Below are 24825 nucleotides of genomic sequence, written 5' to 3'. Positions count from 1 at the left end.
TCTTATATATACTGCACACACAGGTACAGTAGCGATACTGCATCGATAATAATTATACAATGGCAACAGAAAACGAAAGACCATCCCGCAACAACGACGGAGAAGGCAGAAGATCGTCTGACAGAAACGAGTCAGGCAGGCCGTACAATGATCGCGGCGAAAAGAAAATCTTTAACAGAAGAGATAAAGGCGAAGGAAGAGATGGCGGAGAGCGCCGCTCCTACGGAAACGATAGAAGAGAAGACCGCGGAGACCGCAAACCATACGGCGACCGTCGCGAAGGCGGTGAGCGTCGCAGCTTCGGAGGCGACAGAGAGCGTCGCGAAGGTGGTGATCGCAAACCTTACGGAGATCGCAGAGAAGGCGGCGAAAGACGCTCCTTCGGCGGCGACCGCGAACGCAAGCCATACGGTGACAGAAGAGAGGGTGGCGAACGTCGCTCTTTTGGAGGAGACCGTGAGCGCAAGCCATATGGCGACCGCAATGAGGGTGGCGAACGCAGATCATACGGTGATCGCAAAGAAGGCGGAGAGCGTCGCTTTGACGCTGAACGTGGCGAAAGAAAATCCTTTGACCGCGACAACAGAGAAGAAAGAGGCGAGCGTCGTTCATTCGTTGAGAACCGTGAAGAGCGAGGTGAGCGTCGTTCATATGGCAACGACCGTCGTGAAGGCGGCGAACGCAGATCTTTCGGTGGTGACAGAGAGCGTAAACCATACGGCGATCGTCGCGAAGGCGGCGAAAGAAAGCCTTATGGGGATCGCAGAGAATCAGGTAAAGGCCGTTCATTTGGCGGAGATCGCGAGCGCAAGCCATACAGTGACCGTAGAGAAGGCGGAGAAAGAGAAGAGCGTGGTGAACGCCGTAGCTTCGGTGACCGCCGCGAAGGGGGTGACCGTGGTGAGAGACGTTCATTCGGAGGAGATCGCAGAGAAGGCGGCGAGCGCCGCAGCTTTGGTGATCGACGTGAAGGCGGTGATCGTGGCGAACGCAGATCATTCGACCGTAAAGATAAATTCAGTAAAGGGGACGGTGAGCGCCGTGGCCGCAGCTTTGACCGCAACTCCGACTCAGAGCACAACCCGGAGACGCCAAACTACGACCTGCGCCGCTACAAAGACAACCCACGCATCAAGAAAACCAACCGCAAAGGTGAGGAGGAAGATGGAAGCATCCGTTTGAACCGCTATATCGCTAATGCCGGGGTATGTTCTCGTCGTGAGGCAGATGAACTGATCCTATCAGGTGAGATTAAGGTGAATGGTGAAGTCGTGACGGAAATGGGCTTCAAAGTACAGCCTTCTGATACCGTGATGTACGGCAAGAAAGTGCTGAACCGTGAGAAGATGGTATACGTGCTGCTCAACAAGCCGAAAGACTTCATCACAACGACAGAAGATCCGGAGGGACGCAAGACAGTGATGAGCTTGGTGGAGAAAGCTTCAAAGGAGCGTATCTTCCCGGTTGGCCGCCTGGACCGTAACACGACAGGTCTGTTGCTGTTCACCAACGATGGTGAACTGGCACAGAAACTGACGCATCCTTCTAACGAGATCAAGAAAATCTATCAAGTAGAGCTGGATAAGCCGATCACCAAAGACGATTTCCAGAAAGTAGTGGAAGGCGTGGAGTTGGAAGATGGCAAAGCAATGGTAGACGACGTGGCTATGCTGGGTGACTCCAAGAAGTTCCTCGGACTGGAAATTCACATTGGTCGTAACCGTATCGTGCGCCGTATTTTCGAGCACCTGGGCTACGAAGTAGTGACCCTGGACCGTGTGCAGTATGCCGGCCTTACGAAGAAAGACCTGCCACGCAGTGAGTGGCGTTACCTCACCGAAAAAGAAGTGATCCGTCTGAAATACTTCATGTAATATATGCGCAGCATCGCTATTGACATCGGTAATACGGGGGGCAAATACGGCATTTTTGAAGATGATACCCTTGTCTCGCAAGGGAATTTCAAAGAGCAGGAAGGTTTACCGCATGAGGTAGCATCCCAGTCCTTTGACCATGCCATTATCGCCTCAGTAAGTGGTGACGCAGCAAAGATCCAAGCAGGGCTGTCAGTGTCCGGAAGCATCGTGTTGCTTTCGGCGCAGACAGCCCTGCCTGTTTCTAACGATTACAAAACACCGGAGACGCTTGGGGCAGACCGTATTGCAGCGGCTGTGGCGGCAAATTATTTCTTCCCGGGCCGCAATTGCCTGACCATTGATGCGGGTACGGCGATCACGTACGACTTCATTGATGAACGTGGTCATTACCAGGGCGGAGGTATAGCACCCGGCATCCAAATGAAATTCAAGGCGCTGCATAATTTTACAGGCCGCCTTCCGTTAGTACAAGGAATCCACGAAAACTTTCCTTTGATCGGGCAGACCACGCAGGAGTCACTGGAGAGCGGTGTGCTGGGCGGTACAGTGGCGGAAGTGGCAGGTATAATCAGCGCATATCGCCAAAAATCAGATAAACTGGTGGTTATACTTTGTGGAGGAGACGCAGGATTTTTTGAAAGTACCATAAAACGCCCCATCTTTGTAATTCCTGAACTGGTCCTGATTGGGCTTCAAAGAATATTAAGACATAATGTATAAAACGCTCCGTTTACTTATTTGCGCATCCGTGCTGTGCCTGGCGCAGGGCGTGCAGGCGCAAAGCATCGGTAACTCGCCTTATTCCCGTTACGGACTGGGAGAACTCAACACAAACTTAGGTAACTTAAGAACGGCAGGCATGGGCGATGTGGGCGTAAGCACAGGCAACAGCTTCCATTCCAACACGGCAAACCCGGCATTGCTATACTACAACAGCATTACTGTATTTGATGTCGGTATAGCTGGCAGGTATAAAACCCTCAGAAACTCGACCCAGTCACAGCGAGATGGCGATGCCAACTTGTCTTACCTGACACTGGGAGTGCCTATTACCAAGCGCTGGAGCTCAGCCGTTAGCCTGAGACCCTACAGCTCGGTTGACTATAACATCAGAAACATGGGCTCGCTGCCTAACCGGCAGGAAGCAGTTGTGATAAACGAGTACAGCGGCGAAGGCGGGATTTCAGAGATCTACTTCGGGCATGGTTTCCGGATCGTGAATGGACTGACAATCGGAGCAAGCGCCTCCTACCTGTTTGGTACTATTTCTCAGGAATCTTCTTCCATCGTAGCTGATACCTCCATCAGCAACACCTCGCTGGAGCGGGTTGCCTATGTAGAGCGTACCCGTTATACTGATTTCCTTTTCAGAGCCGGAGCCAACTACCGTAAGAAAGTCGCCGATAAGGCTTTTCTGAGCGCGGGTGCAGTTTATACCCTGGGCGTGGACATGAATGCGAAGCGGATGTCTGCTTACGAGCGCCGTGACCTGGGAGATGCCCTCAAGGGAAGTCCTATGCTGCCTGACAGTGTAGAAACTTCCGTGAATGTTCCACCAAGTCTGAACGCTTCCATCAGCTACGACAATGGATCTAACCTGACCATCGGTACGGAGTTTATGATGCAGGACTGGTCTGACTACCGCAACCTGGATGGGGAGCAGAGAATGGGCAACAGCTACAAAATCAGCCTGGGCGGAGAGTATACGCCTAACCCTACTGCCATCGACAGCTACCTGAAGCGCGTAACCTATCGTGCCGGTCTTCGCTATGGCCAGAGCCCGTATGTGATCAACGGAGAAAACATCAAGGACATGGCTGTTACAGGTGGTCTGACGCTCCCGATCGGGCGAGGCAATTATTTCGAACCGCCTTACCAGTTTAACATCATGATGGGCTACGGCAAGAGAGGCACAACAGACAACGGCCTGATCGCTGAGGACTACTTTCAGTTCGGTGCGGGCGTGACAGTTAATACACGCTGGTTTGTAAAACGCAGGATAGAGTAAACTATTCTGACCTTAAAAGCATTATTAAAACAGGCCGTTCTGACGACGGTCTTTTTTAATTTTTAGTATCTTCACTTTAGATAAGTAAAAAAGCATGCCGAGATCTATTTTTTCAGTGCTGATCGCTTTGCTAGTCATGTTGACAGCTGCTTGCGGTACAGACCTGAGAGACCCGGACCAGGAAAAGAAATATGATGGCCCGTTTAGGGAGACAGCCAATGTGCTGACGCTCTACAGCGACTCAGCCAAGGTACTCATCAGGCTGCAGGCACCCATGCAGGCAGACTACGAAAACGGCGATATGATTTTTCCGGACGGAATTGATGTCGAGTTTCTGGAAAAGGGAGAGAGCGTGACCTCTACGCTGCGGGCCAACTACGGCAAGCAGGAGCGAAACAAGGACCTATACCTGGTGCGGGGCAACGTGATTGTGCACAACCTGCAGAAGCAGGAAAAACTAGAGACAGAGGAGCTTTACTGGAACAAAGCCAAAGCCCAGATCTATACAGACAAGTTTGTTAAGATCACGACGCCTGAGGAAATTCTGATGGGTCACGGCCTGGAGGCGAACCAGGACTTTACAAATTATAGAATCAAAAAAGTGACGGGCGTATTCAGCCTGAAGGAATAATGAACCAAAAACTGGTTAATACTATTTTACTATCGTTAGCTTTTGTGGCCATGGTGATTGGCGTGCACAGAAGTATACAAGAGTCTGACATAGCAGGCAATTACTGGATCTACATGATCGGCTTTATGCTGTACATCGTGTACCATTACCGCAAGAAGAAACAGACCGAATAGTCTGCAGCATCTTATGATAGACCCCGACCAGATACTGTTGTTGTTTGTTGCGCTGCTGGCCTGTGCTTTTTTCTCAGGTATAGAGATCGCTTTTACGGCAGCCAATAAGCTGCAGATAGAGCTCGACGAGAAAAACAACGTACTCTCCGGCCGCATCCTGACGCACCTGCTCCGGCATCCTGCCAGGCTGATGGGTACCACACTGATCGGCTATGTGATCTCATTGGTGCTATATGGCTTCGTGATAGCAGGTATCCTCTATACCTTGTTTCAGGCCTTCTTGCCAAATGCAATGCAACTGGCACCCCTTATACTGCTGCTTCAGGTACTGGTAGCTTCGGTTATCGTACTGCTCACAGCTGAGTTTCTGCCGCGCAGCCTCTTTGCCATTAACCCAAACCGTATGCTGGATGTGCTGGCTATACCTATGCTGGTGCTGCACTATCTGCTATACCCTGTTGTGATCGTGCTGGTAAGTCTGAGCAAATGGATCGCTGAGCGGATACTGAAGATCGAGTTTTCAGACGAGCACCCGGTGTTTGGGGTAACGGACCTGAACGCCTACATCAAGAACAGGCTGTACAATCCGGTAGAGGAGGGAGCTCCTGAGGTAAACCAGGAGATATTTCATAATGCGCTTGAGTTTAAAAAAGTGCGGGTGAAAGAGTGCATGGTGCCCCGCACAGAGGTAGAAGCGGTCGAGGTGAACGAGTCGGTAGAATTGCTGCGCGACACATTTATCCAGACAGGGCATTCCAAGATATTGGTTTACGAAGACTCTATTGACAATATCATCGGTTACTGTCACCAGCTGGCCATGTTTCAGCAGCCACGCCAGATACGGGAGATCCTGTCGCCTGTGAGTCTGGTGCCGGAGAGTATGCTGGCCAGCGAGTTGTTTTTGCGCTTCGGCACCGAACACCGCACTGTGGCGGTGGTGGTGGACGAGTTTGGTGGCACGTCAGGCATTGTGACGGTGGAGGACGTGATCGAGGAGATCGTAGGGGAGATACAGGACGAGTACGACTACGAAGCCTTACTCGAGCAAGTATTCCCGGCGAAGCACCTCTACCTGCTGAGCGCCCGCCACGAGATCGACTACCTCAACGATAAATACGAGCTCAACCTGCCGGAAGGGGACTTTGAAACCCTGGGTGGACTTATCTTCTCTGTACTGGGTGAGATACCGAAGCCGGGCGATGTGGTGGAACTGCGACCTTTCACGATCACGATCCTGTCGATGGATGATAACCGCATCAATGCTGTGAAGCTCTTCAAAGATCCAGACTTACAGGCAGATGGCGTATTTTAAACAGTTGCACACAAAATTTTGAATTTTTGCACGATTAACCTTATTTTGCACATCCTTTATCATTCGTATAACACATGGCATTAATTAACAAGATTAGAGAAAAGTCGGGTTGGGCTGTTGGCGCTATCGCCATTGGACTTGGCGTATTTGTAGTAGGCGGCGACCTATTAGGGCCAAACTCCAGACTTTTAGGTAATGATACGACTACCGTAGGCGAAATAGCAGGTGAGAAAATCGACTACCAGCGCTTCGATATGGTGTTCCAGCAGATCAAGGCCCAATACGAAGGACAGGTACAGCGTGCTGCCACCGAGAGCGAAATGGCCATGATGCGTGAGCAAGCCTGGAACCAGCTAATCTTCCAGATCGCCTTGCAGAAAGAGTACGATCGCCTGGGCATTCAGGTATCGGAAGAAGAACTGGCCGATATGGTACAGGGTAACAACATCCACCCATCTGTTCGCCAGGCATTCACTAACCCACAAACCGGTGAGTTTGACCGTACTCAGGTGGTGCAGTACCTGCAGAACCTGGACCAGACCGGTGGTCGTCCGATGTGGGTTAACTTCGAGCAGAGCATTCTCAACGACCGCATCCAGACGAAGTACAGCAACTTGCTGTCCAAGTCGGTATATGTAACAACAGCTGAAGCGAAGAAGCACTTCGAGGCGCAGAACACGATCGCTAACATGAAAGTGTTGTATGTTCCTTACTTCTCGATCGCTGACTCTGCTGTAAGCGTGACAGACGCGCAGCTGAAAGACTACTACGAGCGCAACAAAGAGCTTTACAAAGTAGAAGATGGCCGTACGCTGGAGTTTGTGACCGTTCCGGTTGCTGCTTCTACCGAAGACATGAACTACTTCCAGGAGGAGTTAAAAGACCTGACAGCGCAGTTCACAGCCTCTACCAATGACTCGGCTTTCGTGAACACGCACTCAGACCTGCCATACGACGGCACTTACCTGCACACAGCAGAGCTGCCTGAGCAACTGCACGAAATCGCGCCGCTGGAAGAAGGCAAGGTATACGGACCATACAACAATGGCGATACCTATGCTTTGTACAAGATTATGGACATCAGAGACGGTAGCACAAACACTGCTCGTGCCAGCCACATCCTGATCAAGCCAGAGAACGACTCACCTGAGGCGAAGCAGGCAGCCCTTGCCAAGGCAAAAGACATCCAGACGCAGATCAGAAACGGTGCTGACTTCGCGGCTATGGCTGCTCAGCACGGTTCTGACGGAACTGCTGCAACTGGCGGTGACCTGGGTTACTTCACAGAAGGCCGCATGGTGCCAGCTTTTGAAAAAGCTGTGTTTGGCGCTACATCTGAAGGCCTGCTTCCAGCTCCGGTTGAAACAGAGTATGGCTACCACATCATTAAGATAACGGCTCCTAAGTCGAAGCGTACTTACAAAGTGGCTGCCGTACAGCGCTCACTTGATGCCAGCGACGCTACCCGTGACCAGGCGTATGCCATGGCTGACGAACTGGCTGGTACCAGTGGCTCAACGCAGGAGTTCAGAGAGAATGTGAAGAAAAACGAAGCCCTTTCTGTAGAAGAGGCTGCTAACGTAGGCAAAAACAACGTGTTGGTAGGTAACCTGAGCAATGCCAGAGAACTGGTGCGCTGGGCTTACTCAAAAGACACATCTGTAGGTGATGTATCACCTGTGTTCGAGATCAACGACCAGTACGTAATCGCTACTTTGACTGGCAAGCGCGAGAAAGGCTATGCCAAGATTGAGGATGTAAAAGAAGAGCTGACTGCCGCCGTTCGTAATGAGGTGAAAGCACAGCAGATCATCGCGAAGCTAAAAGGTGCGTCGGGTTCATTAGACCAGATTGCTGCTAACTACGGTCCGGATGCGATCATCAGAGACGCTGAGGAAGTATCGCTTGCTTCTGGTGCTATACCTGGCCTGGGCCTGGAGCCAGTAGCGATCGGTAGAGCGTTTGGCTTGAAGCCAGGCAGCCGTACCGCTCCTATCGAAGGACAAGGTGGTGTTGTAGTAGTTGAGTTGATCAACCTGACTAATGCTCCGGATGCACAGGATCTTTCCGGCGTGAAGACGCAGCTGGTAAACACCCGCACATCGCGCGTAGAAACCAACGCGTTTGAGGCGATCAAAGAGAAAGCTGACATCAAAGACAACCGTGTAAGATTCTTCTAAGACCTGCACGATAGGTATACGAAAAGGGCTGTTCCGGGAGGAGCGGCCCTTTTCTGTTTATGGCCAAACGAAAATTATTGGCTATCTTCATTTTCGGGTGATATGCCCATATCAAAAAGACCGCTTACACGTTGTAATAGATGATGCTTATACCTGTTCATACCTATTTGTCGCGCCTGCTGTTTATGCTCCTGTTCGTGGTGCTGGCAGTGCCCTTTTCTATGGCGCAGAACCAGGAACTGGCGCTGGCACGGGAGTACCTCAGCAAAGGAGAGTACCAGAAAGCCGAGACCATCTACAGTAAACTGATCAACGACGAACGCCTGTTCCACACGGTATACCCTGACTACCTGAAAACCCTGTTGGCGCAGAATAACCACAAAGAAGCTGAGAAGCTGGTGAAGCGCACCATCAAGCGCTATCCGGGGCAGGTGAACTACAACATAGACTTAGGCATCGTATACCAGGCGTCCGGCGACAAGGCGGCTGCGGAAAAGCACTTCGACAAACTGATCGCACAGCTCAAGCAAGAGGAGGTGGTAGCTGCAGCCAGCGTATTTGTGCAGCACGAGCTATTTGACTACGCAGAAAGAGCCTACCTGCGCGGCCGTGAGTTGAGTAAGAATCCTTATGAGCACAACCGTTCACTCATAGCGCTCTATACCTTCCGGCAGAAGCACGAGAACCTGATCGGAGAGGCGCTTAACCTGTTGCAGGAAAACGAAAGTGATCTGATTTATGTGCAGAACATGCTGCAGAACAGCATGCAGGACGAGAAGGCCTTTGATGCGCTGGAGAAAGAATTGATTACCCGGGTACAGCAAAATCCCGACCTGCTGGCTTACAACGAACTGCTGATCTGGCTCTACATCCAGCGTCGTGACTTCTACAGCGCCCTGCTGCAGGCCCGCTCCGTGGACAAGCGCACGCGCAGCGGCGGTACCCGTGTGATGGAGCTGGGAGCTATCAGTGCCCGCAACAATGACTACCAGGGTGCCATCGAAGCCTATGAGTACATCATCAAAGAATATCCGGACGGTCCTTACTACCTGATCGCCAGGCAGCGACTGATTAATGCCCGCGAAGAGCAGGTAGAAAATACTTTCCCGGTTGACCTGGACAAGATCAGGGCACTGATATCAGACTATGAAGCACTGCTGGTTGAAGTGGGACGCAATGCCCAGACAGTAGAAGTATTGCAGCACATGGCGAATTTGTATGCCTTTCACCTGGATGAAAAGGACAAAGCCATTGAGTTGCTGCACGAGGCTATCAAAACGCCACGGGCTAAGCCCGACTTTGTAGCTGAGAGTAAGCTCACGCTGGGCGATATATACCTGCTAAAAGGAGAGCCCTGGGAATCGACCCTGCTGTACTCGCAGGTAGAGAAATCGCACAAGGAGACGCCGATCGGGCACGAGGCGAAGCTGCGCAACGCCCGGCTTAACTATTACAAAGGCGACTTCGAACTGGCACAGGCTCACCTCGACATCCTGAAGCTGGCCACCAGCCGTGAGATCGCCAATGACGCCATGGACCTGAGCCTGCTCATTACCGATAACACGGGTCTGGACACCTCTACTGTGGCAATGGAAGAATATGCGGCCATCGAACTGCTCGTCTTCCAGAACAAGCTGGACGAGGCACAAAACAGGTTGGATGCCATGCTGCAGAAGTTCCCGGGGCACAGCCTGACCGACGAGATTCATTTTCGCAAAGCCAGCATCTACGAGCGCACGGGTGCATTTGACAAAGCCATTGCGAGCCTGGAGAAAGTGGTGAGTGCTCCCGCCGATATTCTGAGCGATGATGCCCTGTACCGTATGGCTTATATCTATGAAGAGAGCCTGAAAGACACGCAGAAGGCACAGGAGTTATACAACGAGTTTCTGGTGAAGCACCAGGGCAGCATTTATGTGGCTGAGGCACGCAAGCGCTTCCGGAAGCTTCGTGGCGATGCGCCGGTAGTGAACTAGCGAATACTGATTTGATTCTGGGCTATACCTGAGCTGGCCAGGTATACACTACAGGTAAGTGCGTATAGGCGCGTTGCTATGAAAAGAAAATAAACAGGATCAGGATAAAGAGGATAAAGAATCCATACATGATCAGGTCGAGCGAGTAATTCTTATACTGCTCATAAATTTCTCTGAGGCGTTTCATGATCTGGGGTATTGTGAAGCTGCAAATTACAAAAAATGGCGGAAAGGTGCTGTGCAATGGGTTGTGACGGACCCAAATCCTGTGTAAAATGACTACCTTTGCTTCGGGTTTATTTGTGAAGCAGCATATGGAGAAAAGGTGGGTATACAATAAAAGCGTAGCGCCGGAGGCAATCAATCAACTGGCCGAGTCGCTCCGGATCAGCACCACACTGGCCGATGTATTGTGCCAGCGCTCTATCTGTACATTCGAGGAAGCAAAAGCCTTTTTCCGCCCCAGTCTGCTTGATCTGCACGACCCTTTCCTGATGAAGGACATGCAACTTGCCGTCGACCGCATAGTGGAGGCACTGCACCGTTCCGAGCGCATACTAGTTTACGGCGACTACGACGTAGACGGCACCACCTCTGTGGCGCTTATGTATAGCTTCCTGCATTCACTTACCCAACCCGGCCAACTCGAATATTACATCCCCGACAGGTATAAGGAGGGCTACGGCGTATCCACGCAAGGTATAGACTATGCCGCTGAGCAAGGCTTTTCGCTTATCATCAGCCTCGACTGTGGCATTAAGTCGGCTGACAAAGTAGCTTATGCCAGATCGTTAGGTATAGACTTCATCATCTGTGACCACCACCTGCCCGACGAGGATATCCCGCAGGCGGTGGCCGTACTGGATCCGAAACAGATCGACTGTCCGTACCCTTATAAAGAACTCTCTGGCTGTGGCGTTGGCTTTAAACTGATACAAGCCTTTTGCTTTCAGCAGGGTATACCGCAGGAAGAGGCATTTAAACTGCTCGACCTGCTGGTGGTGAGTATCGCTGCCGACATTGTGCCGATCACGGGCGAGAACCGTATTCTGGCTTACTTTGGCCTGCAGCTGATCAACGGACCAGGCCCCCTGCGTCCGGGATTGGCAGCACTGAAGGAACTGGCAGGTATAACCGGGGATATGGACATTACGAGTGTCGTGTTCGGCTTTGCGCCACGCATCAATGCAGCTGGGCGTATGGGCGATGCGAAGCGATCTGTGCGGATGCTGCTGGCCCAGACCAAGGCAGAGGCCTTTGAGATGGCCGACATCATCAACGAATCCAACAAAGAGCGCCGCGACAAAGACTCGAATATCACCAAAGAGGCGCTGCAGATGATCGCCGAGGACGAGTTTCTGCGCAACGCCAATTCTACGGTACTCTACAAGGAAAACTGGCACAAAGGTGTGATCGGAATTGTGGCATCGCGCTGCATCGATCATTACTACCGCCCTACGATCATCCTGACGCAATCTAATGGCAAGGCTTCTGGCTCGGCCCGTTCGGTGCATGGCTTCAACGTGCACGATGCCATTGAGAGCTGCTCAGACCTGCTCGACCAGTTCGGAGGACATATGTATGCGGCAGGCCTTACACTGCCTGTAGAAAACGTGCCAGCCTTCAGGCAGCGCTTTGAAGAGGTCGTATCCCGCACCATTACCGAAGACCAAAAAATTCCGCAGATAGAAGTAGATGCGAAGATCAGACTCAATCAGATCACCCAGAACTTCTACAACATCGTGAAGCAGATGGAGCCTTTTGGACCGGGCAACATGAAGCCTGTGTTTGTGTCGGAATGTGTGTACGATACAGGCGCGGTGCGTGTAGTTGGTGACAGCCACCTGAAGCTGCGCCTGACACAGGACGGCTTCTACGACATCGATGCCATCGGCTTCGGCTTTGGCGACTACTTCAAGTTCATCTCGAAAGGTATACCCTTTGATGTGTGCTACACCATAGAAGAAAACGAGTTCAGAGGAAATGTGACGCTGCAGCTACGCATCAAGGACATCCGGATGTTAAAGTAGTAAAGAGGAGAATCGTACCTATCTCAGGTATAAGGAGAGGATTACCCAAACTCTAAAATGCGTACCCATAAAGGAGGATCAGGCAAAGCGCGCACAGCCCTATACCTGATAACCCCAGCTTGACATACCGGCTCCTGAAGGCGAAATAGCCAAGTATAACGCCCATTGCTTCCACTGCAAACAGCGACATTGCCATAGGGAAGCTCAAGGGATAGCTTACCACAGTGTGCTGCACATCACCTAGGTCTACCTGGCTTTCTTCAGCCTGATAGTAGAAATAGGTAATCAGAGCTAGCCCGATCACGCCGATCAACACAGAAGCAAATCCTGTTTTCATTAACTCAAGTTACAAAAGACCTATAAAACTTAAAACGGGCGCTGCAGTGTTATGGCAGCGCCCGTTTTACATGTTACGGTTCATCGATGTTGTTTGCCAGAAGCTTGACGGCAGGCAGTTGCTCAAGCTCAGTTAATATCACCTTCTCAGGGTATGGTATGAGCTTAGGTGGCACGCACATCAGGTTTAGGCTGTTCATATCGCCTGCAAAGTAGTTTAGATCGATAGCAGCATTTATGCCTGCCAGCTTGCCTGTGTCGGTATACTGCCAGAAAAGCCACTTGTCTTCGTGGTGAATGTCGGGCTCAATGGTGTTGTAGCGGGCAATCCAGAAATGATAGTCCTTGAAATGGCCCTGCAGCCAGCGGCGGTAGAAATTCTGATTGGTATAGATGATGGGTTTTACACCGTAGTGCGCTGTGACGGCTTCGAGCCAGATGCGCATGTTTTTTCGCATGTCTGCGGGAGAGGTATGCTTCTCAATTACTTCCACATCCAATACAGGAGGCAGGTCGCCTTCGTGCAGTTCCACCGTGTTGATGAACATCTCGATCTGGCCCTGCACCGGAGCGGCAGGTATAAAGAAGTGATAAGCACCGCGCTTGATGCCTACACGCTTCGTTTCCTCCCAGTTGCGGGCAAAGTATGGGTCCAACCTGTAGTCGTCCTGTGTTGCCTTTACAAACGCAAACGATACGCCCGCGTCCCGCACCTGGTCCCAGTCCACCTCTTTCTGCCACTTCGACACATCAATACCTTTCAGGCTTGAGGAGGTGATCAGCGTGGTTTTAGTGGTAGCCCCTGTGCTTTTGGCTGTGGCACCGTTGTTTTTTGTATTATCGGAATTTCCAGAAGGAAGACCGGTAAACAGCAACGAGAGCAATAAGCCAGAATAAGCCATCTTGTGGGCGGCCAGGTAAAGTAAAGAAAACATCATAAAGGCTGGTTAATCGGAATTCCAAACTAATAAGAAGACGCGACACTAACAACGGCTTGCTCAGAAAAATTTCATTTATAAAATTTAATTTTTTGAATATATCGGAAAGTGCATCTGCTGTTATACCTGCTCCGGACAGGTATAAAACTTGGCAGGATTACTGCATTGCAGGACGGGTCAAGAATGCTTAAATTAGCCCCATGATACTAAGAGCCGAAAATCTATATAAAAAATATAAGTCGCGCATGGTCGTGAATGACGTAAGCGTGGAAGTAAACCAAGGCGAGATCGTCGGGTTGCTGGGACCGAACGGTGCTGGTAAGACGACTTCGTTTTATATGATTGTAGGCCTTGTGAAGCCGAATGAAGGCCGGATATACCTGGACAAAGAAGATATCACTGACCTGCCGATGTACCAGCGTGCCAAGCGCGGCGTAGGCTATCTGGCGCAGGAGGCCTCAGTGTTCCGGCAACTGACAGTAGAGGAAAACATCCTGGCCCCACTGGAGATGACTAATCGCCCGAAGAAGGAGCAACTGGAGAAGGTGGAGGAACTGCTGGAAGAGTTCTCGCTGACGCACGTACGCAAGAACAAAGGCATTGTGCTATCGGGTGGTGAACGCCGCCGTACCGAAATCGCCCGTGCCCTTGCTGTAGATCCCAAGTTCGTACTGTTGGATGAACCCTTCGCCGGTGTAGACCCGATTGCGGTAGAGGAAATCCAGAGCATCGTAGCCAAGCTCAAGAGCAAAAACATCGGTATCCTTATCACGGACCACAACGTAAACGAAACCCTTTCCATCACCGACCGCGCTTACCTGCTGTTTGAGGGCAAAATCCTGAAGTCAGGCACTGCCGAAGAACTAGCCGCCGACGAACAAGTACGCCGCGTATACCTCGGAAAACACTTTGAATTAAAACGGAAGATTTAGTCTGGAATAAGTATATTACAAGGCTAATGTTTGCAAGTTCAGTGATAGGAAAAGCAGTTTAAACCTTTAGCCATTATACTTTGGAGATAATCAATTCTATCGTGACGTGGGTAATGAAGAAGCGGATTCATGACATTGATCTGTTTCGGAAATACCCGCATGAAGTGCAGAACGAACTCTTTCAGGACCTGATCAGTACGGCGAAAGGCACGGAGTTTGGCAAGAAGTATGGCTTCGGCGATACAAAGTCGGTGAAGACCTTTCAGGAGCGTGTGCCGATTGCGACTTACGAAGACCTATATCCATACATAGAGCGGGTGATGAAGGGCGAACAGAATATTCTGTGGCCAAGCAAGATTGAATGGTTCGCCAAATCCTCAGGCACTACCAACGCCCGAAGCAAGTTTATACCTGTCAGCCCGGAGTCGCTGGAAGACTGCCACTACAAGGGCGGCAAGGACATGCTTTCGCTCTACGTTAACAACTACCCTGATACCAAGCTTTTCACAGGCAAGGGCCTCTCTATCGGAGGCACGCATCATCCTAACGAGTTCAATGCCAAGACCTCCTGCGGCGACGTGTCGGCAGTGATCATGCAAAACCTGCCGATCTGGGCCGAGGCCATGCGCACACCACCGCTCAAAGTAGCCCTCATGGACAAGTGGGAGGAAAAGATCGAGAAGATGGTGGAGGTAACCGTACCGGAAAACGTGACCAGCCTGAGCGGTGTGCCGACTTGGACTTACGTGCTGTTGAAACGAATACTGGAGGTAACAGGCAAAAAGAACATCCTGGAGGTATGGCCTAACTTAGAACTCTTCACACACGGAGCTGTGGCTTTTGGGCCTTATCGCCAGTTGTTCAAAGAAATCATACCTTCTGCTCAGATGCACTACCTGGAAGTATACAATGCCTCCGAAGGCTTTTTTGGTATACAGGACCAGCGCGACACGGAAGACGAAATGCTACTCATGCTCGACTATGGCGTGTACTACGAGTTCATCCCGATGGACCAGTTCGAGGAGGAGAACCCCAAAACACTTACGCTGGATCAGGTAGAACTGGGTAAGAACTATGCCATCGTGATCTCGACCAATGCCGGCCTGTGGCGATACAAGATCGGTGATACGGTACGTTTCACCAACCTGAGCCCATACCGCATCAAGATATCAGGCCGCACGAAGCACTTCATCAACGCCTTTGGCGAAGAAGTGATCGTGGAGAATGCCGAAGTGGCCATTACAAAGGCCTGCGAAGCTACTGGAGCGATCATCTCCAACTTCACGGCCGCACCTGTGTACATGGAAAGCGGCAAGCGTGGCGGGCACGAATGGCTGATTGAGTTTGAGAAAGAGCCCGACAACCTGCCCCGCTTCACCCAGGTGCTGGACGAAACCCTGCGCGAGATCAACTCCGACTACGACGCCAAACGCCAGAACGACATCGCCCTGCAAGAACCTATCGTGCATGCCGCCCCAAAAGGCACGTTCATGAACTGGCTCAGCAAAAAAGGCAAGCTAGGTGGTCAGCACAAGGTGCCAAGGCTCAGCAATACGCGGGAGTATCTGGAGGAGATAATGGAAGTTAGTGGCTTAGCGAACGTGAAGAATTAAACGCTCCTACGATTTCTCAGCAGCGTTCGAAATGATAATAAAAATGCCCGATAGGTATAACCTGCCGGGCATTTTCACTTCTAGCCTATACCTCAGGTATAGCCGCTATCTAAGCAATCCGTAAATTGTCACTGATACAGTAAAGCCTAGCACCAACAGAAGTGCTACATTCAGGTATATGGGTACCGTTTTGCCTCTCACCTTTTTGTAGTCAAAGCCCTGCGCCGTTAACACCATTAATAAAACGAGGTTAATAATGGTCAACACACGGTTTAGGCTGTTCCAGGTATTCTTTATTTCTAAGGTCATCTTGTGTTTCTTTTCTGTCTGGATTAGTGAATCTAATAATTAAATTGACAACTTTCTGATATTTGTGATTGTCAATACAAGCCCCATAGCAAGCCCGCACAGTGAAAGTACAGAGCCAACTACTATCAGATGAATAGCACTTTGGGTAACAACTTCAAAATCATTAAACTCTGACAAAGTCGCTAAAAAAGCTACAAAGCTGACTGCTGAAGCGAATAAGCCCAGACAGGTGCCGGCGACTTTATTCTGCCACAATACCTGAATAGCAAGAGCGACCACAAGGCCAAGGGCAACAAAACTGAAGCGCTGTACGGCAATTAGGTCCCCGAAGAACCAGAATGCAGCTAACCCGATGAAGTAAGTATAAGGAAGTACTTTACCCCCTTGTTTTTTCAACTTATGATGTATTTCCATTTATAGAGGCTTCCAAAAATTACTTATTCATCATTACTCATTATTAATTACCCCTTACTCCAGAAAGCTACTCATAAAGCCGCCTTCCTTCTTGGCATTCTCACCATGTGGCATTAGTGCTTCAATCAGCTTCTTCACAGGCATAGACTGCAACCACACTCGACCAGTGCCGCGCAATGTGGCCAGGAAAATGCCTTCGCCGCCAAAGATCATGGACTTGAGTCCGCCGGCGCGCTGAATGCTAAAGTCTATACCTTGCTCAAAGGCTACCACACAGCCCGTATCCACGCGAAGGGTCTCGTTGTTTAGCTCTTTCTCTACGATGGTGCCACCCGCATGCAGAAAGGCTAAACCATCACCTGAGAGTCGCTGCAGAATGAAACCCTCACCACCGAAGAAGCCGGAGCCCAGCTTCTGGTTAAAGTGCATGGCTAGCTTTGTTCCTAAAGCCGCTGCCAGAAAAGCATCTTTTTGCGCAATGAGGGTGTTTCCGCTGAGTTGCTGCAGGTCGAGGGGGAGGATGGTGCCGGGGTAAGGGGCCGAAAAAGCCACCCGGCTCTTGCCATAGCCACGGTGTGTAAAGTGAGTCATAAACAGCGACTCACCCGTGATCAGGCGGCTGCCAGCCGAAACCAGTTTGCCCAAAAAGCCCTGGCTCGGATTAGAGTCGTCTCCCATTTTTGTTTGAAAGTCGATGCCTTCTTCCATGTATACCATGGCGCCGGCCTCGGCTATAACCGTTTCATTGGGATCGAGCTCGATTTCGAGTACCTGTATGTCATTACCGAAAATGCGGAAGTCGATTTCGTGTGCGTTTCTCATAGTTTTTAGGACTTGATGTTCAGATAGACAAGATAGTAAATTATCTAATCCTCTTCATCGTCCTCGTCCTCATCTCCGCGACCTTTTTTTCGACGGGCCTTCGGCAGGTCTTTGTCGTCCTCGTCGTCCGAAACGGAGCTGGTGCCTTTCACGAAGTCCTCGTCGGTTTCCTCTACTTCCTCGCCCTCCTCTATATGAAACTCTTCTTCCTCTTTTTTTGCTTTCTCGGCGGCATCCCGCTTTACCAGTTTTTTGTCCTCCACATTCTTGTTCAGAAATTCATTGATCTGGTCGATAGAGTAGTTCGACATGATCTCGCCCTGCTGGTTCACTTTAATCTCAAAACCCTCGAGGTCTTTATGCACCCGCGTTTTCTTCTTGGAGCTTTTGTTCTCTTTTTTATTCTTAGCCATAATCTGGTCTTCATAGTTCTCACTGAAGTATAAGGCGAAACGGCTAAATAGTTACAGGCAGGTATAGCGGGCAGGTATAAAAAAAGCGGCTATCCCCTTCGGAATAGCCGCTTATGTTCAGGTATACGATATAGCCTAAGCTGTTGCGTACTGACTCAGGGCACTGATGGCAGCGTCTATACGGTTCTGTGTTTCCTCACGGCCAATCACCTCAATGATCTGCATCAGGTCAGGACCAGCCTCAGCTCCTGTCACAGCCAGACGAAGCGCCTGCATCACCATACCGATCTTCATGCCGTGACGCTCCAGGATACTTACCAGCAAGTCCTTCACTGTGTCGGCATTGAAGTCGCTCAGGGTCGACAGCTCGTTGCGGAAATCAGTGAAAACGGCCACCGCCTGGCTGTTCCACTTCTTAGAAGCTACTTTCTCGCTGTACTCAGTAGGAGCCACGAAGAAGTAGGCCGCCTCGCGCCAGAACTCCTGCGGGAAGCTCACACGCTCTTTCATTAGACCGGCAATCTTCTCGGCTTTCTCAGGTGAGCACGTAATGCCATGCTCTTCCAATGCCTTCAGCAGGTAGCCTGCCAGTTCAGCGTCTGGTTTGGCGCGCAGGTATTGCTCGTTGAACCAACGTGCTTTCTGTATATCAAAACGGGTACCGGACTTACCGATACGCTCGATCGTGAATTCATTTGCCAGCTCCTCCATCGAGAAGATCTCCTGCTGCGTGCCCGGGTTCCAGCCCAGGAAAGCAAGGAAGTTAATGAACGCCTCCGGAATATAGCCCGCCTCACGGTATCCGGAAGAGATTTCGCCTGAGAACGGATCCTCCCAGCGAAGCGGGAACACCGGGAAGCCCAGCTTGTCGCCGTCACGCTTGCTCAGTTTGCCGTTGCCGTCAGGCTTGAGCAACAGCGGCAGGTGCGCAAACTCTGGCATGGTGTCTTCCCAGCCGAGGTAGCGGTATAGCAACACGTGCAGCGGCGCCGATGGCAACCACTCCTCGCCGCGAATCACGTGTGTGATCTGCATCAGGTGGTCATCCACGATGTTGGCCAGGTGGTATGTCGGCATACCGTCCGACTTCATCAATACTTTATCATCAATGGCAGAAGAGTGTACCATTACCCAGCCGCGAATAAGGTCTTTCAAGCGTACCTCTTCTTTGCGCGGCACTTTCAGTCGGATCACATACGGGTCACCTGACTCCAGACGACGCTTCACTTCATCCTCTGGTAGGGTGAGCGAGTTTTTCATCGTCATGCGGGTGATGGCGTTGTATTGCGGCGTAGCTACTTTGGCAGCTTTCAGGCGCTCACGCATTTCGTCCAGCTCCTCAGCCGTATCAAAAGCATAGTAAGCATGGCCGCTCTCGATCAGCTGCATGGCATACTGCATGTACATCGGCTTGCGCTCCGACTGGCGGTATGGGGCGTAAGGGCCACCGTTCCATGGGCTCTCGTCCAGCTCAATGCCGCACCACTCCAGCGACTCACGGATATAATCTTCAGCACCTGGCACAAAACGGTTCTGGTCTGTGTCCTCGATGCGCAGGATCATTTTGCCGCCGGTTTTCTTGGCGAGCAAAAAGTTGTAAAGGGCCGTGCGAACACCGCCGATATGGAGAGGCCCTGTCGGGCTCGGGGCAAAGCGTACTCTAACTTCTCTTTCCATGTATGGTTATTTCAAAAAGGCATTGCAAATGATGCCACAAAGGTACAAAATAAATTCTCGTTTCGGTAAGGTGTTGCTTTCTCTGCCCTGTAGCTTTGATAAGAGCCTGCACAAACATAACATTTGATTTGCGTATCAGTTTAAGACAAGGCCAAACACGACTCCATGCCCCGCCAAACGCTCAAAAATATCTGGTGCCTGCTTAAAGAAACCAGCCTTGAGTTTATTGAGAACAACTCCTTCCAGAAGGGGGCTGCTTTGGCTTATTATACCATCTTCGCGCTGCCGCCTATTCTGCTGATCATCATCAACGCCACCGGATACTTCTTTGGTGAACAAGCTGTTTCAGGGGAAATCTACTATCAAATCAGAGAGATGGTTGGCTCGGAGGCGGCTTTTGCGGTGCAGCGCATGGTCGAGAGCATCAACGATATCACCGATTTTAACCTCGCCACTGTTGTCATCGTTTTCACACTTTTCATAGCGGCTACGGGTGTGTTTGTTTCGTTGCAGGACTCGCTCAACGAGGTATGGTACGTGCGACCAGCCCCCAAGCGCGGCTACGTTAAGCTGATTCTTGACCGCTTCCTGTCCTTTGCCATGATTTTGGCCATTGCCATTCTGCTCATCGTATCGTTGCTGGCCAATACCATATTGGTGGCTATCGGCGATTTCCTGGCGGCGCGGCTGGCGGGCTGGTTTGTGTATGTGCTGCGGGGTGTCAATCTGGTGTCAGGCTTTCTGCTCATGACCTTTATGTTCGGCTGTATCTATCGCTTTCTGCCCGATGCCAAAATAAGGTGGCGCGATGTATGGGTGGGAGCGCTGGTTACCTCTTTGCTGTTCGCCATTGGTCGCGAAATCATCGGGCTATACCTGGGCACGAGCAACATTACGTCCATTTATGGAGCGGCCGGTTCGGTTATTGTGATTCTGCTGTGGGTGTTCTATACCTCTCAGATCATCTTTTTCGGGGCTGTGTTCACGTTTGTTTACTCCCGCAAATACGGCTTCAATATTTATCCCGCCGAGTATGCCGTGCGCTTTATCCGGCAGGAAATAGAAGTAGGCCATACGGCCGTGAATGCTGAGCCGGGTAAGTTTACCAAGGACATTTATGGGGAAGAGGAAGCGAAGGAAGCTGCCAAGTCAGATGAACATGATAAGTCAATGGGGGAGGGGATTTGAGAGGGCGGTATAATGTGTTGGTATAGCTGGTGGTGAGGCGTAACGGTAATCGTGCATAATGTGGGCGAGGCAAAGCCGAAGCCTATATTATTGAACTGTGTTGTATGACGTTGTTTTTTTAGTCTGTGTCAACTGTTATTCGATGTTTACCACAATGCAAACATTCGAATAGATAACCTTGCAAGCTTCCATTGTTGACTAAATACTTTTCAAGCTGTTCCTGTGTCAGATTATAGTCAGACTTGATTTCATCAAGGTCTTTAGTCAACTCGTCCTTCATGTATTTTATTTCTTGCCAGCCAACATAGCCCTTCAATGCACAAAAATCACCACAATGGCTAAGCCATCTTTCCTGTTGCCAACCTGAGTACCCTGGTGTTCTGGTGGTCAGTTCTACAAGGTATTCTTGCTTATCAACATCTTCGCAAGATTCAGCGTCTTGGAATGCCCCTTCATATTTGCTTGCAGCCGTCCCATCTTTAATACACCATGGACAAATACCTTTAACTTGGTCTTCTGAATAGAATGGCCCATTATAAACATATTCTCTTTTCCGTTCACAGGCAGGACAGCTGGTATTTTCCTTTTTAATAATTCCAAGCTTTTCAGCGTGAGGATTATATTTGAATAAGGGTAAGCTATTCATTTCTTTTATATCGCTGTTCGTTTCAATACTAAAGGTTTTGCTGTTATTCTTTGTGAAGGAGCTAACAAAATTAAATTTTTCTAGTACTAAGCTTCCAATATAAATCAGAGGTATTAGGAAGATTAAAGACAATAAAATATGTAGCGTTCTCTTCATGTAATAACTAACATCACATACAACTTGTAGCTAAACGGAATAGACATACGGTTATTTGTCGATTTCGACAGACAACCGTAACCGGATTGCCGAATATACTATATAATAATTAAGAGCTATACCCTTATCCATTGGCATGGCTAAAGGTATAGCTCTTAAAATTTGGTACTGCTTACAAAGCTGCAATACAGGAAATCTCTACATTCACATCTTTCGGCAAGCGGCTTACCTCTACCGTCTCACGGGCAGGCGGGTTAGAGCTGAAGTAGCTGCCGTATACCTCGTTTATTTTGGCGAAGTTGCCCAGGTCTTTTACGAAGATGGAGCACTTAAGCACATTGTCGAAGCCCATGCCGGCCTCCTGCAGAATAGCGGATAGGTTTTTCATCACCTGGTGCGTTTCCTCCTCAATAGTGCCGCTTACCAGCTCTCCGCTTTGCGGGTCTAGTGGGATTTGGCCCGAAACGTACATGATGCCGTTGTGAAGTGTTGCCTGGCTGTAGGGGCCGATAGCGGCTGGCGCGTTGGCCGACTTGATAATGGTATGGTTCATAGTCCGATTAGTTTTAATGTGTATCTTTACCCATCAAAAGTACAGAAATATGCACATACTTGTTTTGTCTGGCGATGAAATGGCCGCTGAGTTTAAACAGAAATTTCCGGAAGGAGTCAACGGCAATACCTATACCTTTCTGCATAGCCGCCACCTGACCGATGATCAGCTCAAGCCTGGCGATGTTGTTTTTGACTTCCTGCTGCACCAAGAGCCGGAGCGCCTGAGCGATTATGGCCCAGATCAAATCGTGTTCTGCCAGGCCGTGACGAAGCAGTTAGCTTCGCTGGTGCGTGAATCAGGTTTAGAAAGGATCTGCACCTTATTCGGTTTCAATGGACTGCCAACCCTCTTTAACCGCCCGGTGCTGGAGGTAAGCCTATACGAGCAAGAGGATGCCGAGAAACTGAAACAGGTATGCGAACAACTTGGCACGGAATATCAGTTAGTAGAAGACCGTGCAGGTATGGCCACACCGCGCATTCTATGTATGATCATTAACGAAGCCTGCTATACCTTGCAGGAAGGCACTGCCTCTATTCAGGATATCGATTTGGGTATGAAACTGGGTACTAACTATCCGCACGGACCATTTGAATGGGCGAATGCGATAGGTATAGACAATGTATACCAGGTGTTGGAGGCGATGTACGAAGACACCAGAGAAGAGCGCTATAAGATTTGCCCATTACTCAAGACAAAGTATTTGAGAGGAGAGAAGTTTAGTTTCTAAGATAGTTCATCATAAAGCAAAAGGGCCAGCAACTGATTAGTCGCTGGCCCTTTTTTATAACTATTAATCGATTACTCTACTGTCACAGACTTCGCCAAGTTACGAGGCTGGTCTACATTGCAACCGCGCATTACCGCGATGTGGTAAGACAGCAATTGCAGCGGAATAACAGACAACAATGGCACCAGGTGCTCGCTCGTTTCTGGAATCTCGATCACGTGATCCGCCATGGCAGGTATAGTCGTGTCGCCTTCGGTTACAACAGCGATGATCTTGCCTTTGCGGGCCTTCACCTCCTGTATGTTCGATACAATCTTCTCGTAAGAGCTGTCCTTGGTAGCGATTACCACCACCGGCATCTGCTCGTCGATCAAGGCGATCGGACCGTGCTTCATCTCAGCGGCAGGGTAGCCTTCGGCATGGATGTAAGAGATTTCTTTCAGCTTCAGGGCGCCTTCCAGTGCAACCGGGAAGTTATAGCCACGACCCAGGTATAGGAAGTTTGTAGCGTCTTTGTACTGCTCCGAAATCTTGATGATCTGGTCGTTTAGCTCCAGTGCTTTCTCTACTTTGGCCGGAATGCTCTCCAGCTCCACCATCAACTGGTGCAGTTTGGTTGTTTCCAGCGTGCCACGCTTGCTGCCAATGATCATGGCAATCAACGAAAGCACGGTAACCTGCGCAGTGAAGGCCTTTGTGGAGGCTACACCGATCTCAGGGCCAGCGTGGGTATAAGCACCCGCATCCGTAGCACGGGCGATAGAAGAACCTACCACGTTGCAGATACCGAATATTGTAGCACCTTTCGACTTGGCCAGCTCCAGTGCGGCCAGTGTGTCAGCTGTTTCGCCAGACTGTGAAATAGCCACTACAATGTCACGCTCGCTGATGATCGGGTTGCGGTAACGGAACTCTGATGCATACTCTACTTCCACAGGTATGCGAGCCAAGTCCTCGATCAGATACTCGGCCACCAGACCGGCATGCCAGGACGTGCCGCAAGCCACGATCAGGATACGGTCTGCATTCACAAATTTGTTCTCAAACTCACGGATGCCACCCATCATCAGGTGATTGCTCTCCGCGATCATACGACCACGCATGCTGTCGAGGATAGAGCGAGGTTGCTCAAATATCTCCTTCAGCATGAAGTGAGGGTAGCCGCCTTTCTCAATCGACTCCAGGGCCATTTCAAGGCGCTGAACGTAAGGTGTTTGCACCACGTCCTCTTTGGTACGGATCTCCAACTCACCGTTTTTGATCACTACCAGTTCGTAGTCGTTCACATACACCACATCGTTGGTATACTCAATGATTGGGGTAGCGTCAGAGGCAAGGAAGTACTCGCCTTCGCCTATACCTACTACCAACGGGCTACCCTTACGGGCAGCGATAAGTTGGTTCTGGTCTTCCTTAGAGAGCACCACAATAGCATAAGCTCCTACTACTTCGTGCAGGGCCAGGCGCACCGCCTCTGCCAGTGAGCAGTTACTGTTTTGCTTAATGTCTTCAATTAAGTTGATGAAAACCTCCGAATCCGTTTCGGACTGGAAGGTATGGCCTTTTTGGATCAGGAGCTGCTTCAGGGAAGCGTAGTTCTCGATGATGCCGTTGTGGATGATGGCAATGTTCTTGGAGCTAGAGTAGTGTGGGTGTGCATTGACATCGTTTGGCTCACCGTGGGTAGCCCAACGAGTATGGCCCATGCCGATGCTGCCGTGCACATCTTTATCTGCAATAAACTCCTCAAGGTCGCTTACCTTGCCTTTTCTTTTGAAGACGTTCAGGCCTCCGTTCATCAGGGCTATGCCTGCGCTGTCATAGCCTCTGTATTCAAGTCGTTTCAAGCCCTTAAGGACAATAGGGCAAGCATCTCTATGCCCTACGTACGCTACAATTCCGCACATA

Annotated in this window: 22 protein-coding genes; 13 read left to right on the top strand and 9 right to left on the bottom strand. The window is 50.3% G+C overall.

Going from position 1 to position 24825, the window contains the following annotated elements:
• Window positions 1-59: 59 nt before the first annotated feature.
• The 9 genes from I0P70_RS08150 to recJ all read left to right on the top strand — a co-directional run bounded on the left by I0P70_RS08150 (window position 60) and on the right by recJ (window position 12187).
• Window positions 60-1874, top strand: a complete 1815-nt coding sequence (locus I0P70_RS08150) for a pseudouridine synthase (protein ID WP_196116412.1) — start codon at window positions 60-62, stop codon at window positions 1872-1874.
• 3 nt (window positions 1875-1877) lie between these two features.
• Window positions 1878-2597, top strand: a complete 720-nt coding sequence (locus I0P70_RS08145) for a type III pantothenate kinase (protein WP_196116410.1) — start codon at window positions 1878-1880, stop codon at window positions 2595-2597.
• Window positions 2590-3885, top strand: a complete 1296-nt coding sequence (locus I0P70_RS08140) for a hypothetical protein (RefSeq protein WP_196116408.1) — start codon at window positions 2590-2592, stop codon at window positions 3883-3885. The genes I0P70_RS08145 and I0P70_RS08140 overlap by 8 nt, the downstream gene beginning before the upstream one ends.
• A gap of 94 nt (window positions 3886-3979) precedes the next feature.
• Window positions 3980-4516 carry an LPS export ABC transporter periplasmic protein LptC gene (lptC, locus tag I0P70_RS08135; protein ID WP_196116406.1) on the top strand — a complete coding sequence of 179 codons (537 nt, stop codon included), beginning with the start codon at window positions 3980-3982 and terminating at the stop codon, window positions 4514-4516.
• Complete coding sequence (locus I0P70_RS08130) at window positions 4516-4689, top strand: hypothetical protein (protein WP_155800937.1); 174 nt, start codon at window positions 4516-4518, stop codon at window positions 4687-4689. The genes lptC and I0P70_RS08130 overlap by 1 nt, the downstream gene beginning before the upstream one ends.
• 13 nt (window positions 4690-4702) lie before the next feature.
• Window positions 4703-6001, top strand: coding sequence for a hemolysin family protein (locus I0P70_RS08125; protein ID WP_196116404.1), 1299 nt, complete (start codon window positions 4703-4705; stop codon window positions 5999-6001).
• Window positions 6002-6075: 74 nt separating this feature from the next.
• Complete coding sequence (locus I0P70_RS08120) at window positions 6076-8181, top strand: peptidylprolyl isomerase (protein ID WP_196116401.1); 2106 nt, start codon at window positions 6076-6078, stop codon at window positions 8179-8181.
• 140 nt (window positions 8182-8321) lie between these two features.
• Window positions 8322-10157 (top strand): tetratricopeptide repeat protein, encoded by a 1836-nt coding sequence (locus tag I0P70_RS08115; protein ID WP_230392072.1) that lies wholly within the window; start codon window positions 8322-8324, stop codon window positions 10155-10157.
• A gap of 275 nt (window positions 10158-10432) precedes the next feature.
• Window positions 10433-12187, top strand: coding sequence for a single-stranded-DNA-specific exonuclease RecJ (recJ, locus tag I0P70_RS08110; RefSeq protein ID WP_196116399.1), 1755 nt, complete (start codon window positions 10433-10435; stop codon window positions 12185-12187).
• Between the two features lie 52 nt (window positions 12188-12239).
• Here the strand turns inward: recJ and I0P70_RS08105 are convergent, their stop codons facing one another.
• Together I0P70_RS08105 and I0P70_RS08100 are read right to left on the bottom strand one after the other, a co-directional pair.
• Window positions 12240-12524: a hypothetical protein gene (locus I0P70_RS08105; protein WP_196116397.1), complete on the bottom strand. Its 285-nt coding sequence runs from the start codon at window positions 12522-12524 to the stop codon at window positions 12240-12242.
• Between the two features lie 73 nt (window positions 12525-12597).
• Entirely contained in the window at window positions 12598-13461 is an 864-nt protein-coding gene (locus I0P70_RS08100) for a glycoside hydrolase family 25 protein (protein ID WP_196116395.1), read from the bottom strand.
• Window positions 13462-13661: 200 nt separating this feature from the next.
• On the opposite strand from I0P70_RS08100, the gene lptB reads away from it, so the two are divergent.
• Both lptB and I0P70_RS08090 read left to right on the top strand, forming a co-directional pair.
• Window positions 13662-14393 carry an LPS export ABC transporter ATP-binding protein gene (gene lptB / locus I0P70_RS08095; RefSeq protein WP_196116392.1) on the top strand — a complete coding sequence of 244 codons (732 nt, stop codon included), beginning with the start codon at window positions 13662-13664 and terminating at the stop codon, window positions 14391-14393.
• A gap of 113 nt (window positions 14394-14506) precedes the next feature.
• Window positions 14507-16006, top strand: coding sequence for a GH3 auxin-responsive promoter family protein (locus I0P70_RS08090; RefSeq protein WP_196117014.1), 1500 nt, complete (start codon window positions 14507-14509; stop codon window positions 16004-16006).
• A 348-nt stretch (window positions 16007-16354) separates the two neighbouring features.
• On the opposite strand, the gene I0P70_RS08085 is transcribed toward I0P70_RS08090, so the two are convergent.
• The 4 genes from I0P70_RS08085 to gltX all read right to left on the bottom strand — a co-directional run bounded on the left by I0P70_RS08085 (window position 16355) and on the right by gltX (window position 19641).
• Entirely contained in the window at window positions 16355-16729 is a 375-nt protein-coding gene (locus tag I0P70_RS08085; protein ID WP_196116389.1) for a hypothetical protein, read from the bottom strand.
• A gap of 54 nt (window positions 16730-16783) precedes the next feature.
• Window positions 16784-17551, bottom strand: coding sequence for a TIGR00266 family protein (locus I0P70_RS08080; RefSeq protein WP_196116387.1), 768 nt, complete (start codon window positions 17549-17551; stop codon window positions 16784-16786).
• A gap of 44 nt (window positions 17552-17595) precedes the next feature.
• Window positions 17596-17964 carry a hypothetical protein gene (locus I0P70_RS08075; protein WP_007658382.1) on the bottom strand — a complete coding sequence of 123 codons (369 nt, stop codon included), beginning with the start codon at window positions 17962-17964 and terminating at the stop codon, window positions 17596-17598.
• Between the two features lie 135 nt (window positions 17965-18099).
• Window positions 18100-19641: a glutamate--tRNA ligase gene (gene gltX / locus I0P70_RS08070; protein WP_196116385.1), complete on the bottom strand. Its 1542-nt coding sequence runs from the start codon at window positions 19639-19641 to the stop codon at window positions 18100-18102.
• Between the two features lie 165 nt (window positions 19642-19806).
• Between gltX and I0P70_RS08065 the strand changes: the two genes are divergently transcribed.
• The gene (locus I0P70_RS08065; RefSeq protein ID WP_196116383.1) at window positions 19807-20829 is read left to right on the top strand and encodes a YihY/virulence factor BrkB family protein; all 1023 of its coding nucleotides are present in this window, start codon (window positions 19807-19809) and stop codon (window positions 20827-20829) included.
• Window positions 20830-20947: 118 nt separating this feature from the next.
• Here I0P70_RS08065 and I0P70_RS08060 read toward each other — a convergent pair whose 3' ends face one another.
• Window positions 20948-21631: a CbrC family protein gene (locus I0P70_RS08060; RefSeq protein WP_230392071.1), complete on the bottom strand. Its 684-nt coding sequence runs from the start codon at window positions 21629-21631 to the stop codon at window positions 20948-20950.
• Between the two features lie 172 nt (window positions 21632-21803).
• A complete protein-coding gene (locus I0P70_RS08055; RefSeq protein ID WP_076421295.1) occupies window positions 21804-22184 on the bottom strand; it encodes a RidA family protein in 381 nt (126 codons plus the stop codon).
• Between the two features lie 49 nt (window positions 22185-22233).
• On the opposite strand from I0P70_RS08055, the gene I0P70_RS08050 reads away from it, so the two are divergent.
• A complete protein-coding gene (locus I0P70_RS08050) occupies window positions 22234-22917 on the top strand; it encodes a 3-hydroxyacyl-CoA dehydrogenase family protein (RefSeq protein WP_196116381.1) in 684 nt (227 codons plus the stop codon).
• A 71-nt stretch (window positions 22918-22988) separates the two neighbouring features.
• Here I0P70_RS08050 and glmS read toward each other — a convergent pair whose 3' ends face one another.
• Window positions 22989-24824, bottom strand: a complete 1836-nt coding sequence (gene glmS / locus I0P70_RS08045; protein ID WP_196116379.1) for a glutamine--fructose-6-phosphate transaminase (isomerizing) — start codon at window positions 24822-24824, stop codon at window positions 22989-22991.
• Between the last annotated feature and the right edge of the window lies 1 nt (window position 24825).

This window comes from Pontibacter sp. FD36 (assembly GCF_015686655.1).
Lineage (GTDB): Bacteria > Bacteroidota > Bacteroidia > Cytophagales > Hymenobacteraceae > Pontibacter.
This window is presented reverse-complemented; position numbering and strand designations above follow the sequence as displayed.